Source organism: Neobacillus niacini (assembly GCF_019749295.1).
GTDB lineage: Bacteria > Bacillota > Bacilli > Bacillales > Cytobacillaceae > Neobacillus > Neobacillus niacini_D.
On record NZ_JACWFG010000004.1, the window covers coordinates 169,058 to 184,325 of the forward strand.

Annotated in this window: 11 protein-coding genes; all 11 read left to right on the forward strand. The window is 32.1% G+C overall.

Annotated features, from left to right (window positions below; translation table 11 throughout):
- Positions 1-14: 14 nt before the first annotated feature.
- The 11 genes from H0184_RS08480 to H0184_RS08530 all read left to right on the forward strand — a co-directional run bounded on the left by H0184_RS08480 (position 15) and on the right by H0184_RS08530 (position 15,267).
- On the forward strand, positions 15-575 hold the full coding sequence (locus H0184_RS08480; protein ID WP_313771735.1) for an acyltransferase: 561 nt from the start codon (positions 15-17) through the stop codon (positions 573-575).
- Positions 576-778: 203 nt separating this feature from the next.
- Entirely contained in the window at positions 779-1,582 is an 804-nt protein-coding gene (locus H0184_RS08485; protein WP_221823368.1) for a 6-hydroxymethylpterin diphosphokinase MptE-like protein, read from the forward strand.
- A gap of 1 nt (position 1,583) precedes the next feature.
- Complete coding sequence (locus tag H0184_RS08490; protein ID WP_221823369.1) at positions 1,584-2,453, forward strand: 6-hydroxymethylpterin diphosphokinase MptE-like protein; 870 nt, start codon at positions 1,584-1,586, stop codon at positions 2,451-2,453.
- 190 nt (positions 2,454-2,643) lie between these two features.
- Entirely contained in the window at positions 2,644-3,687 is a 1,044-nt protein-coding gene (locus H0184_RS08495; protein ID WP_221823371.1) for an N-acetylneuraminate synthase family protein, read from the forward strand.
- An 84-nt stretch (positions 3,688-3,771) separates the two neighbouring features.
- Entirely contained in the window at positions 3,772-4,923 is a 1,152-nt protein-coding gene (gene neuC / locus H0184_RS08500; protein ID WP_221823372.1) for a UDP-N-acetylglucosamine 2-epimerase, read from the forward strand.
- Entirely contained in the window at positions 4,916-5,623 is a 708-nt protein-coding gene (locus H0184_RS08505; protein WP_221823374.1) for an acylneuraminate cytidylyltransferase family protein, read from the forward strand. The genes neuC and H0184_RS08505 overlap by 8 nt, the downstream gene beginning before the upstream one ends.
- 324 nt (positions 5,624-5,947) lie before the next feature.
- Positions 5,948-7,576: a glucosamine inositolphosphorylceramide transferase family protein gene (locus H0184_RS08510; RefSeq protein WP_221823376.1), complete on the forward strand. Its 1,629-nt coding sequence runs from the start codon at positions 5,948-5,950 to the stop codon at positions 7,574-7,576.
- Positions 7,577-8,552: 976 nt separating this feature from the next.
- Entirely contained in the window at positions 8,553-10,235 is a 1,683-nt protein-coding gene (locus H0184_RS08515; RefSeq protein ID WP_221823378.1) for a hypothetical protein, read from the forward strand.
- 20 nt (positions 10,236-10,255) lie between these two features.
- Positions 10,256-12,391, forward strand: coding sequence for an exo-alpha-sialidase (locus H0184_RS08520; protein ID WP_221823380.1), 2,136 nt, complete (start codon positions 10,256-10,258; stop codon positions 12,389-12,391).
- A gap of 390 nt (positions 12,392-12,781) precedes the next feature.
- Positions 12,782-13,882 (forward strand): glycosyltransferase family 4 protein, encoded by a 1,101-nt coding sequence (locus tag H0184_RS08525; protein WP_221823381.1) that lies wholly within the window; start codon positions 12,782-12,784, stop codon positions 13,880-13,882.
- Positions 13,879-15,267, forward strand: coding sequence for a nucleotide sugar dehydrogenase (locus H0184_RS08530; protein ID WP_221823383.1), 1,389 nt, complete (start codon positions 13,879-13,881; stop codon positions 15,265-15,267). The genes H0184_RS08525 and H0184_RS08530 overlap by 4 nt, the downstream gene beginning before the upstream one ends.
- Position 15,268 lies beyond the last annotated feature (1 nt).

Consider the following 15,268-nt stretch of genomic DNA (forward strand, 5'->3'; position numbering starts at 1 on the left):
AAAGGGGCTATTTAGTGCTGAAAATATTAAATTTCATAAAATCGAGAATTAGAAAATATTTACTTGAAGAGATTTGGCTTGAAGATTATAAAAAATTAGGCATGAAAATTGGAAAGAATTGTAAAATTCAAGCAGGTGTAACTTTTGATTATTCCTTTTGCTGGTTAATAAAAATTGGAAACAATGTAACAATTGCGCCAGAAGCTTTTATTCTGGCACATGATGCAAGTACAATGAAGGAACTTCACTATACAAAGGTTGGATCTATTACAATAGAGGATAATGTTTTTATAGGAGCAAGAGCCTTAATTATGCCGGGGGTAACTATCGGAAAAAATTCAATAGTTGCTGCAGGGAGTATTGTTACAAAATCAGTCCCAGAAAACTCTATAGTTGCAGGTAATCCTGCAAAAGTCATATCAACCACTAATGAGTACCTAGAAAAGAACAAAAAGTTATTCAAACAGTCTAGTGTTTATGACTATTCATACAAAGGGGACGCCACGAATTTAAAAAAAGAAAAGATGTTTGGTGAATTAGAGAATAAAGTAGGGTACTTATTAGCACGAAAATAAATTTAAATAGTAAAAATAAATTTTATTTAGTGCTTAATGAAAAAGAGGCAGACATAATTAATTTTTAAAGAATGTAAAGTGGATTATGGAAAAAAAGTAGCTGTTCTATCTGCGAATTGGAACCGTTATAGAGTTTATTGAATGATTATAAAAAAATGATGAACAAATTATAATGTATAGGAATTAGAAATAGGAGATTTAAGATGTTAAAAATAAAAAGAAGTATAATTAAAGTTTACAATAGACTATATCCAATAATCTTTTATATTGTTAATTCTTTCTCAAAAGTAAATATCCCTTTAACAAAAAATAACTATAAAATACTAAGGTTAAAAAACAAATATAAGGGTGAGAGTTGTTTCATTATTGGTAATGGGCCAAGTCTGAAACCCGAGGATTTAGAAAGATTGAAAGGTGAAATTACATTTGCTTCTAATAAAATTTATAAAATTTTTAATAAAACTACTTGGAGACCAACATTCTTTATGGTCGTTGATCCAATAGTACTAGAAGAAAATGTAAAAGATATAAATTTAGTTGAGGCAAAAACAAAATTCACATTAAAGGCTTATAAAAATTCATTTAATGCAGATATATATTTTAATAATAATCTTTATAAGAATAAACGAGGTACTTTTTCAACTAATATTATGGAATCTTTATACTCGTCAGGGACTGTCTCTTTCCATCTACTTCAAATAGCTCATTATATGGGGTTTTCAGAAGTATTTTTGATTGGGCATGATTACAATTTCAAAGGAGCAATTTCAAAAACAAAAGATTTATCCTTCCTAAAAAAAGAGGATAATTCACAAATTTATTTTAGTGAAGATTACATTAGAAAAGATGAAAAGAAGGCAGGTCAGGCTCCGGAAGAGATGTATGATGGAATGGAAAAGGCGAAAATAGTATATGAAAATTCGGGCAGAAATATATATAATGCAACACGGGTTACTTACCTGGATGTATTTGAACAGAAGAATTTTGATGAATTGTGTGGAGATTAAAATGATTAATTTAATTAAAAAATCTACAACTAATGTATTATCTTTTTTTATATGGACATATAGGGAAAATCTTAAACCATCCTTTATTAATATAAGGATAAGACTTTTGTCCAGAAAGGTAAAAAAGCTTAAGGACAGCCATATTGGTGATAGTTGCTTTATCATAGGGAACGGACCTAGCTTGACAGTTGAAGATTTAAATAGGATAAAAAGTCAGGTATCCTTCTCAAGTAATAGAATCAATTTACTTTTAGATAAAACTGATTGGAAACCTTATTATTATAGTTTTACTGATTCATTAATTGCTAGTAAATTTTTTGATGAAGTATATAATATGCCCAAGAAGCAGATGTTTGTAGTTGTTTCAAATACAAGTTATTCTTCCTTAAAAAAACAATTAGGCAAAGGTTGTATTTTTTTAAGATCGTATTATGAGCTTGAAAAAAATGGCTTACCTAAATTTAGCAATGATGTTTCAAAAAAATTATTCCAACATGGAACAGTAACGTATGCAAATATTCAGCTTGCAACGTATATGGGATTTAAAAATATTTATCTAATTGGAGTTGATCATAATTTTGGAATTAGTAAGCAAAAAGACGGGAGTATTAATTTTAATAAAGATTTGATAGGTTATGATCACTTTGATAAAAATTACTACAATTCTGTTGAACATAAAAAAGAAGTACCAGTAAATGTATATGAAATGACAGAAGCCTATTTGTCTGCAAAGAAAAATTGCGATGCAAAAGAAGTAAAAATTATTAATGCTACCAGAGGTGGTAAACTCGAGGTATTTCCACGGGTAAACTTTGATGATTTATTTGATAATAATGGTGAATTTATTGGTACTTCAGTAGAGGTGGAGTAAAAAATCTATAATAAAGTTAGCTTCCTTTATAATTTACGGAATATTCAATTATATAATATGTGTGAAATTAGAGATTATATTTTTTAAAAGGGAGTACCAGATTTCTTCATTAATTTTGATGTTTTACTGATGATTATAATTTAAAGTATAACAAACTATTAAGACTAGTTTGTTAAGGGGAGGTATAAAAATGATTAAACCATATATCCAAATAGGAGATAGAAAGATTGGGGAGGAATACAAACCATTTGTAATCGCCGAAATTGGGATTAATCATGAAGGCAGTTTGGAAATCGCTAAACAGATGGTAGATGCGGCTTATAAAGCTGGAGCTGAAGTTGTAAAACACCAGACTCACATTGTAGAAGATGAAATGAGTAAGGAAGCTAAGAAAGTTATACCTGGAAACACTGATGTATCAATTTATGAGGTAATGGAAAGATGTGCACTGACCGAAGAGGAAGAGCTAGCCTTAAAGGAATATGTTGAGTCCCTGGGAATGATTTTTATAAGCACTCCATTTTCACGTGCTGCTGCAGATAGGCTTGAGAGAATGGGAGTCTTAGCTTACAAAATCGGGTCAGGTGAGTGTAACAATTATCCTTTAATAGAATACATTGCTTCATTTGGCAAGCCTATGATCGTTTCTACTGGTATGAATAATATTGATAGTATAAAGAAAACAGTTGAAATTTTAGAGAAAAAAGGTGTGCAATATGCCCTATTACACTGTACTAATTTATATCCAACTCCCACACATCTTGTAAGATTAGGTGGTATGCAAGAATTACAAAATTATTTTCCACGAGCTGTAATTGGCCTTTCAGATCATACAGCTAACAATAATGCAGCATATGCAGCAACTGCCTTAGGAGCATCAATACTTGAAAGACACTTTACAGATTCAAAAGATAGACCAGGACCTGATATTTTGTGTTCAATGGATGCAAAGGATTTGAAGGACTTAATTGTTGCGAGTTCAGAGATTGCTGAGATGAGAGGTGGGAAAAAAGAAGCAGCTTTAGAGGAGCAAGTAACTATTGATTTTGCTTTTGCAACTGTAGTAACAACTAATAAGCTTAAACATGGTGAAGTTTTAACCAAAGAAAACATCTGGGTCAAAAGGCCAGGCATGGGGGAAATTAAAGCAGAACATTATTATTCAATCTTAGGTAAAAAGGTAAATAGAGATATTGAAACAGATGAACATCTTTCATGGGAAGATATTAAGTAACAGTAGTTTAGATTTTCATTATTAATATACTAATAATAAACATTACAGAAAGGGAAGAAAAAATATAGATTAGGGGTTTATCAAATGAAAAAAATACTATTTTTAACTGGTACAAGGGCTGATTATGGAAAAATAAAGACTTTAATGAAAAAAGTAGATTCAAGTCCAAATCTTGATTTAAATGTATTTATTACTGGAATGCACATGTTATCTAAATATGGGTCAACATGGAAAGAAATAGATAAAGATGGTTTTCAAAATGTATATCACTTTGTAAATCAACAAACAAATTACAAAATGGATACGGCCCTTAGTAATACGATAATTGGATTAAGTAATTATGTACACGAATTAAAACCAGACTTAATTGTAGTCCACGGTGATCGACTTGAGGCATTGGCTGGTGCAATTGTAGGTGCTTTCAATAATATAAAAGTAGCACATATTGAAGGAGGAGAGGTGTCTGGTACTATAGATGAATCTATCAGACATGCTATAACAAAATTTTCTCATCTTCACTTTGTTAGTAATAATGAAGCAAAAAAAAGAATAATTCAATTAGGGGAGTTTGAAGAAAATATTTTTGTAATAGGTTCACCAGATATTGATGTTATGATGTCTATTGACCTACCAACAATATCAGTAGTAAAAAATCATTACGATATTAATTTTGAGGATTATTCCATTTTGATGTATCATCCTGTTACTACACAGGTTGATAAATTAAGTAATAATATTAAACATATAGTAGATGCATTGATAGAAAGTAAAAGAAACTATGTAGTTATTTTTCCAAATAATGATGAAGGCAGCGATATTATATTAAATGAATATAAACGGTTAAAGGATAATAATAACTTTAAGATTTTCCCATCTATGAGGTTTGAGTATTTTTTAACATTATTAAAGCATAGTGAGTTTATGATTGGCAATTCAAGCGCTGGGATTAGAGAAGCAGGAGTATATGGAGTTCCTTCAATTGATATTGGCAACAGGCAGTCTGGTAGGTACGATCCTAGTATCGCTAAAAATATTACACATGTTAGAGAGAATAACATTTTAATTAAGAAAGCAATATATGAACAAGAGGGGATTAGAATATTTAATCACGATTTTGGTCATGGAGAGAGTGCTGAAAAATTTATTAGAATAATAGAGAATAATTTTATTTGGGATATTAATATTCAAAAGCAATTCATAGATATTAATCATATAGGTGAAAACGCTTATGTATAACCAAAAGTCTTTTTTAGCTGTTATTCCTGCTAGAGGTGGGAGTAAAGGTATTCCAGGTAAAAACATTATTGAAGTATACAATAAACCATTAATCCAATATACAATTGATGCAGCTCTTGATTCGAAATACTTAGACAGAATCATCGTCTCCACGGATAGTCAATCAATTGCAGAAGTTTCATTAAAATGTGGAGCAGAAATACCATTTATGAGACCCGAAACCTTATCTACAGATACTTCAAAGACTATTGATGTTTTAATACATGCAATAGAAGAGCTGAAGAAAGAAGGGAATGAATACAACTATCTTGTACTCCTACAACCAACACAACCCCTAAGAACAGGTCATAATATAGATGAAGCAATTGAAATGATTATTAATAATAATGAAGAGAGTTTAGTAAGTATTTCTGAAGTATCAGAACATCCACTTTTAATGAGGGAACTTAATGAAGATGGTAAACTTCAGAATTTATTAAACATGGAAAGTACAGTGAGAAGACAGGATTTCCCTAAATACTATAAAGTTAACGGTTCAATTTATATTAATGAAATTAATATAAATTTTAATTTAAATACAAGCTTAAACGATAACAAACTAGGGTATCTTATGAACAAAGAAAATGATATTGATATAGATGATTTTTTTGATTTAGAATTATTCAAATTAAAGATAGATAAAATGAAAGTTCATACATAAAGTATTTCTATTTACTAGGTCTTAACTATCTTTACGTGGTAATGATCAAACTGAAAGTAAGATGTTACTTTTTATAGTTTAGAAATATATTAATATAAATCATAAAAAGTGAGCCTTACTAATTACTAAATAGATTACAATTTTAGTTAATGTTTATTCTCAAACCATAATCTAATAAATTGCAAATTAAGTGATGGTTGAATTGATATTTTTCAAAATTATTAGATCTTGAAGGATAAAATTAAATTTTATTTAAAAAAAGATTTAATATTCTAATCTAAAAAAATAAAAAAAAAAAAATGGAAAAAAAGTAGGGTAGTAATTATGGAATTAAAACAGAATAAAAAATTAATGAATGTAGGTATTATTTTAGATTCCTTCGATGTACCAAAATGGATTGAAAAAATAATTACCGATATTCTCCAAGTTAATTTCATAGAATTAAAAGTAGTTATAGTTAATACCAACTATTCTGCAAATAAATTTCAAAGAAATAATTATAAACATTTCCTTTATAAGCAATATTGTAAACTAGACTATAAATATTATAGTACAAAAGTGAAAGAAAATGCATTTGAAAAAATAAATATAGAGTCAACCTTTACTCAATCAAATAACAAAGTAGATTTAATTAGGTTAAATACTATCGGATTCTCTCAAGTGGAGATTGAAACTTTAAGGAAGGAAAAACTAGATGTAATTATACAATTTGGTTTCAGTGAAATTAGACCACATTTGATTGGTTTATCCAAAAATGGTATATGGTTCTATCCTCACGATAATTTTGGAGAAGGATATATTACAGAACCCAAGTTTTTTAGATCGATGTTTAGCAAAAATGATCCTTTAGAAATCTCTTTAAATACTTTTTTTGAAAGTCCAGAAAAAAGCAATATTATCTATAAGTCACAATCTTCAGTAATAAGAGATTCCTTATTCTTTAACAGTAATGCAGTATATTGGAAGTCATCAGAATTTATTTTAAAAAAACTTCGTGATTTAAACGAAGGAAAAATGAGGGGCTTTAATATTAATTCAGAGGAAAGATTGATAAAGCAAAAAGAGACCAAAATCCCAAAAAACATAGAGGTTCTTAACCTATTGGTATGTTTGTCATTTGAGAAAATTAAATCAAGGGTTTTTTACGAACAATGGTTTCTCGCATTTAAAAAACAAAATGGTAAGAAGGGAAATTACACTATAATTAAGCCCCCTCTAGATAGGTTTTATGCCGATCCATTCATTATTAAAAAGGATAACAAAACTTTCATTTTTTTTGAGGAATTTATATATAGAAAGGGAAAAGGTGATATTTCTGTCCTAGAAATTGATTCAGAAACCAATATAAGCTCTGAACCCATTACTGTATTAGACAAGTCATATCATTTGTCATATCCTTTTCTTTATGAGTGGGAAGATGATATTTATATGATACCTGAGACTTCTGGAAATAGGACAATTGAATTATATAAGGCGAATAAATTTCCATATGAGTGGGAATTAGTTAAAGTTTTAATTGATGATATTAATGCTGTTGATGCAACCATTATCCATTATAATAATAGGTTTTGGATGTTTACTAATGTTTTTATTGATGGATCCTCATCATTAGATGAGTTGCACATTTTTTATTCTGATAATCTGTTTGGCGAATGGAAGCCACATCAGATGAATCCTGTAGTTTCTAACGCATCTTCTGCTCGTCCAGCTGGAAATATATTTTTAAAAGAAGGTAAGTTAATTAGGCCATCGCAAGACTGTTCATTCAGTTATGGTTATTCTGTTAAATTTAATGAAATAGTGGAATTGACAGAAGAAGCCTATATTGAAGAACTTCTTTCTGAAATGAAACCTAACTGGTTAAAAAATAATAAAGGAACACATACTTATAATTTTAATGAGGATTACGAGATAATTGATGGAAGGATTATAGGGATGAGAAGATTTAGATAGTAATGTATCAGCTCTTTAATAAACTTAAGGTAAAAAAAGCTAATAAATTAGGCTATAACCCGTCAAGTAGTTTTGAAAACTTTTTTATAATTAATTTTGAACAATTTTGTTAGAGATTATCCTCATCCTTCTATTAAAGAGGTGGTGATAATCTCTGATTATCGTTTAAATTGCATTATTCCTAATTGATTCTCTAATATTGCTTACTCTTTTTGTAACGTAGAAACTTATTGCATTAAGTCGGAAATTTCTTCTAATAATCTACTAATCTTCCTATCATTTATTCCCTTTTCGTATGCTGTTCCTTCCCATCGATAGGCTTCTAAGAAGTTGTAAACTTCTTCTTCCTTTATTAATAATTCCCGTAACTTTTATTCCGAGGAATGTAAACGTGTACATTATTCCAGATTCTCTTTTTCACTTTTAATCCCGGAGGAAATCTGAAATAATGTGCTATTTTTTTCACTTTATTTTGGAATGTGCAAAAACTTGTTCAAATTTTACCAGCTTAATTCTAAGAAAAGAAAACATCCATGATGAGGAGCTTATTTTGTACCATCAAGACGATAATCTACATACAACAGGAATATTCAATATATGCCTAGATAATAATCATAGGACTACCAACGTAGTATTAAATCTTTAAATGCAGTTTTCCATGTGTGGAAGTTGCATTTATTAATCACACAATATTGATTACATTCATATATATGGAATGGAATAACAAAAGGTTTGAGGAAGCAGCCACTTAAAGGGCTAGTACTGGCTTACATCTTCAATAGTAAGAACCAAAGTGATATTTTCGAGCGATGCTGATATATCATTTATCACCAAATGGTGGGGGTCTAGACAGACAAGCCCAAACTGTGGAGGACAAGCTTCTGTAACAAGTGCAAGCGTTGGTGGGACAAGTAACATTAACCAATTGTTGAGAGCAAGAAATCAGTACAGTAAAAGTTGATGGAGGTGAATTTTAGTGGATGGTGGTTTATTTACAGGAACCCCGGATTCATTAGTGGATTGCGGAACATTTAAAATGGAATTAATAGATGGCGGATTATTTCAGGAGATGTCTATAAATAAAAGCATCGAAACCCTTGAAGTAGGAGAAAACTTCTCCGTTATGGCTACAAGATACCCATATGATGTGATGTATAGCAATATAGTTGAATGGGAAACATCGAACCCTAACATCTGCACGATAAATTATGGGGTTTTAGAAGGTGTCTCAGTGGGAACTTCAATTATTACAGCTTTAGATCGTACAAGAACATATTCTAAGAGTTTTACAGTTGAGGTTAAAGAGCCAATAATACAAACCCTAACACCAACGGATATATATTATGTAACAGCTTCAAGTTATGGAATTTATTTAGATAATACCCATTCAAGTGAAACCACAAATGGGATTATTAATGCTTTGAATTTTGCCATGTCAAAGGGATATAAAAAGATTGTATTCCCATATGGAACATATCTTGTTACGCCAATGGAAGGAACAGTTAATTTTCCTAGTAATATGATAATTGATTTTAACAATTCCAATATAAATATCGAATTTAGTGCTAAAACATCAACAGGATATGACATGTTTAAAATGGATAACGTCCAATATACAAAGCTAATTAATGCACATGTTTATGGGGAAAAGGACTTTACAACTATTGCAGGTTCGCATGAAGATTGTGTTTCATTACTCATTGGTGATGCCTATAAATCCGGGTTTGAATTATGCACTTTTAGTAAATCGCCTGGTTTTAATGTCAAAACATCAACTAAACGTATGAAAGATGGCACAGGTGATTCCTGGTTTATCTATTCCAATTTTGAACCGGGGAATATTGATAATTCAGGTGTTAATGATAATAGTATCGTTAATTATCATTTCCGGACACCGAATTTTATTGATATATCACGTTTAGGAAATTATTATATGGTTGGTTATAATCAAGGCTATTGGGATTACCGTTTCTTACGATCAAGATTATATAGCATTTATTTCTATAATGTTAACCATCAATTCATCGAAGTCCAACATTACAACTTACAATACTATTGTTACGATAAACCTCAAAATGCCTATTACGCAAAGATTGTTATTTATCAGGAAACAGCGCCTACTTCTGGTGATACAGATTATAATGGTGCAGTTGCTTTTATACGCACATTAGGAATCCCTCGAAAATGTTTTATTAAAAACTCAATCCTTTCAGATAGTTGGACATCTGGATTAGCTATGACTGGTGGACAAGATTGGAATATTTCAGGAAATAAATTCTCTGGTAATGGAGGAAGATCACCTGGATGTGATATTGTCTGGGAAGATGGCTGGGATGCGATGGTGGGCGATATTGTTAAAAACAATATATTTAACTCCACATTAGGTATTGTAACAGCAGCAGGGGCAAACCATTCTATATTCGAAAACACCTTTAATAAATCATATATTTATATATGGGCAAGAACGCAAAATTGGCGAATATTTAGGAATACCTTTAACGGCAAGGGTGGTACATTAGGACAATTTAATATGCATCTCGGAACTCAAGGAGATTCATATTTCGCGGAAAATACACTAAAGGAAATCCGATATACGACAGCTAAGAACCATTCAGACGCCGCTTATGACATTCATTTTATCGAAAATAATTTAATATAAAGCGTAAGAGGGGTGAGAAAATGACTCAAACACATAAAATTCAAATCCGCAGAGGATTGAAAGCAGATTTACCCGTTCTTAGTGAGGGAGAGTTTGGTTTTTGTTTGGACACAAAGGAACTATATATTGGTACAAGCGGGGGGAATGTTTTAGTAAACAACTTTTCCTGGTCTAACATTCTAGGTAAGCCTAGTTTTTCAACAGTAGCAACTACTGGAAATTATAACGATTTATTAAACAAACCCGCTATTCCTTCTCCCTACACTTTGCCCAAAGCTAGTTCAACTACACTAGGTGGGGTTAAGATTGGTAACGGTATTACTTTAGGTAGTGATGGTACTATTTCCGTCTCAGGTAGTACCGACGGAACTTCATATGAGATTTATAAAACTGAGCCAATAGGCGAAATATTTAACCCGCCAGCAAAATATAATGCATGGTGTCCCAGCAATCTACAATTTGATAAAACAAGAGGGGTTTACGCTGTTTTAATTAACGGGGCTAATGCTCACGTATTTACTGCCTTAAATCAATATTTTTGTACAATTAATCCTGATACACTTGTTTCAACAACACCAAATCTTATTTCAGTGGTTGATACAAACGGGAATCCAGTTACGTTTGATGTATCTTCCTCAAATAACTTTATGGTATTCGAAGATGGAACATATATGTACCTCCTGCGAAAAAATGGTATTTATCACAGAATTACTTCGGTAGATGGTGGGGTGACTTGGGTAGACCGGGGGCAAATAGTTGTAAGTCCAAGCAATAGTTTAACTACCTCTAGCAATATTTGGGGCATTACGAAATTATCTAACGGCAGATTAATTTGCGGGTTTGGAGCACAATCTGAAGTTCGTGGAAAACTCATGTATTCAGATAACAATGGGGTCAATTGGACATTTGTATCTGTCGGTACTAGTTACCCTAGCGGTACGACTAGTGCTGAGCCGTGTATTATTGAAGTATCACCTAATAAACTAATAAGTCTTGCAAGGAGAACAACAGGCGGAGCACCTACAGGTAGTGCACCTGAACCTGCTCTAATTTCGTTTTCTACTGATAATGGAGCAACATGGACAAATTACAAAAATTCTACTTCTATTCTTAATATGAACGCCTCAGGAGCTACTGCATACGTACATGATGGCATTGTAGAAGTATTCGTAGCTTCAAGATATTACTTAACGACCGCTAGTTCAAACACTGGAGAAACAGGTAGTATAACTCACTATATTGCAACCCTAGAGAATGCATTTAATGATAACTTTACCTTGAAAGAAACAACTGTTTATGCTAATGCAGCAAATAGCGTAGACTTTCATTCCCCATGTGTTTCGATTGATGATCAAAACAGATTGTTGTTAATGTATATGGACGAATCCGAATATTCAAATGCCGATGTTAATTATTGGTTTGTAAGAGGTGGCTTAGGATATGTTTCTTACAAAAACCGTGATGGTGCAAAGTCTCCTATCTTTAGTTATAGTGGAAAATATATTGAAAATTTAATCTTTAATTTAAGGACAGATTTAGCTAGTCTTCAATATGCAGTGTCGCAAATAAGTACAGGTGGAGGTGGCGTCGTTAACCCGCCAACAGGAACACTTATTTGGACAAAACAATATAGTGCTAAAAATGAACAATTACTATTGATTAATGACCCAGACTTTACTGGTACGACAAGTTGGGGTAGTTCATCCCCAGATTATAACCAATTAAGAACTGATGCAAATGGAATTACTTATAACTGGAACGGTAACAATTGGGGTATGGCTATTACAACGTCAAAACCTAATTTTGCTATTGCTTATAAAGGAACGGTAAGTAACAATTCAGTTGGCTTACCAGTCGTTGGTGCTATTATCAATGGAGTTGGTTATGGTATTTACAAAATAGGACCGACATACGGATTACCTCGAGCTACACTTTATGATTTCAGATTAGAATACTGGGATGGAATAATGAAAGCATTTGTTAATGATAACGAAGTAGCAGTTAAAACATTCCCATTTGATTCAACAAACGTAATTAACTACACTTATCTAATCAATGTTATCAGTACAGTGGATAACACGAAAATTTATGCCATCCATGGCGGTTATAATGGCGGTAATATCTACGAAGTTAAGTTCGGTGAGTGGGATAGCTAAAGACTTTTGAATAAAGAACGACAATCTTAGAGGGCTGATTTCAGTTCTCTTTTTATTTGAAAAAATAGTGTTGACTTCATTTCCTTAAGGTAATATGATGATTATATCAGGGTGTTCTTTATAAAGAACTATTGGCGAACTTATTATAATTGATTTAAATTATTAAAGAAGATGGAGAGGAACTTGTACCTAGTATAAAAACCTCTTGATTTTTTGGACAGAATGTTCTTTTTAATGAACAACAACCTAAAAGGTTACTGATAATTACTCTTTAAGCACCACTCTTGCAGTGGAGAGTTAAAAGTTATTGTTTATTAGTGGGGAGTTTAAGTGTTGTGATATAGATAAGGCTGGAGCTAATTATGGGTTCAAGTTAGGGAGAGTAAGAAGATGAAAATTCTGGTAATAGCAAACTTCGGAATGGGTCTATATAACTTCCGTAAGGAATTGTTAGAGGAGCTAATAAACCAAAAAAATGAGGTTATTATTGCACTACCTAATGATGAATATGTTCCCAAGCTAAAAAGTTTGGGTTGTGAATTTATGGAAACTCACCTTGAAAGACGTGGAACAAATCCAATTAAAGATTTAAAGCTTTTGCTCCATTACATAAAAATAATCAAACGAATTACACCAGACGTTGTTTTAACCTATACGATTAAACCAAATGTCTATGGTGGTCTTGCATGTAGAATTACCCAAACACCATACTTCACAAACATAACTGGGCTAGGTACAGCAGTTGAAAATAAGGGGATTATGCAGAAAATCACATTGATGCTCTATAAATTAGGATTGAAAAAAGCATCATGTTTATACTTCCAAAATAGGACGAATCTAAAGTTCTTCTCTAATCAAAATATTGTGAAGAATAAAACAAGATTAGTTCCAGGCTCTGGTGTGAATTTAGAGCAGCATATTTTTGAGGACTATCCTTCCAGAAATCAGAATATTAGATTTATTTTTATAGGAAGAATCATGAAATCAAAGGGGATAGAGGAACTGCTGGAAGCAGCTAAAATTGTCAAACAAGAATATCCAAATACACATTTTGATTTAATTGGCCATTGTGAAGAAGATTATCAACAACAATTGAGTGAGCTAAATAAATCAGAGGTAATTAACTATCACGGTCAACAATCTGATGTCCACTCTTTTATCAAAAATTCTCACGCTACAATCCTTCCTTCCTATCATGAGGGAACCGCAAATGTATTGCTGGAATCTGCCTCATCTGGTCGGCCAGTTCTGGCATCAAGAGTACCTGGCTGTAAGGAAACTTTTGATGAAGGCATCAGTGGTTTTGGTTTTGAGGTTAGGAGTGTTGATAGTTTAGTTGAGTCAATCATTAAGTTTATTAATCTATCTTATGAGCAAAAAAAGGCAATGGGGATTGCTGGACGTAAAAAGATGGAAAAAGAATATGATCGGAAAATTGTAATAAATGCATACTTGGAGGAAATCAGAAATTTAAAGGGGGGAACGATATGAAATTATACGAAAAGATTGTTAACAGAGAAGAAAAAGTATCTTTGATTGGCCTAGGCTATGTTGGTATGCCGATTGCGGTTTCTTTTGCTAAGAAAGTTGATGTCATTGGCTTCGATGTTAATCGAGAAAAGATTGAACTCTATAAAAAGGGTATTGATCCTACAAAAGAAGTGGGAAATGAAGTAATAAAAAATACTCCAGTTGATTTCACCTCAGACGAAAAAAAGCTCAGAGAAGCAAGGTTTCATATAGTGGCAGTACCAACGCCAGTAAAAGAAGATCGTACACCAGATTTAACCCCTATAGAATCAGCAAGTCGTACCCTAGGTAGAAATTTAACAAAAGGGTCTATTGTTGTTTTCGAATCAACCGTTTATCCAGGCGTAACAGAGGATATTTGTGTTCCTATCTTGGAAAATGAATCTGGATTAAAGTGTGGAGTTGATTTTAAAGTTGGATATTCCCCAGAACGAATTAATCCAGGAGATCAAGAACATAGGCTAGAAACGATAACGAAGGTAGTTTCTGGCATGGATAAAGAGACACTCGATATCGTGGCAAAAGTGTATGAGCTAGTTGTTGATGTTGGTGTTTATAAAGCGGAAAGTATTAAGGTAGCTGAAGCAGCAAAGGTTATAGAAAATTCACAGCGGGATATTAACATTGCATTTATGAATGAACTATCAATTATCTTTAATAAGATGGGCATTGATACAAAAGCAGTACTAGAGGCAGCAGGAACAAAATGGAACTTTCTGAAATTCTCACCTGGACTCGTAGGTGGTCACTGTATTGGTGTTGATCCATATTATCTTACATATAAAGCAGAGCAAATGGGCTATTATTCTCAGATTATACTTTCGGGAAGAAAAATTAATGATGATATGGGGAAGTATGTAGCTGAGAGTACGGTGAAAAGTATGATAAAGGCAAATAAACAAATAAATGGATCAAGAGTGGCAATCTTTGGGGTCACCTTTAAAGAGAACTGTCCTGATGTTCGTAATTCAAAAGTGGTAGATGTCATCAAAGAACTTGAAGAGTATGGAATTGAGGTAAAAGTGGTTGATCCTCTCGCGGATAGAGATGATCTATGGCATGAATATAGAATTAATCCAAGTGAAATCCATGACATTAAAGATGTGGATGCAGTTATCTTTTCAGTGCCACACGATGAGTTTAAAACTATTACATTAGAGGACGTTAAAGGGATGTATAGATCATCAGGGCAAAAGTATATTCCATTTGAAGCTATGAATGAAGTAGCAGCGTCATCAGAGATAAATACAGTTCTTGAAAATAAAAATCATGTGTTAATGGATATCAAGGGAGTTTTTAATCGAACAGAAGCAGAGAGTGCTGGTTTCTTATATTGGAGGTTATAGA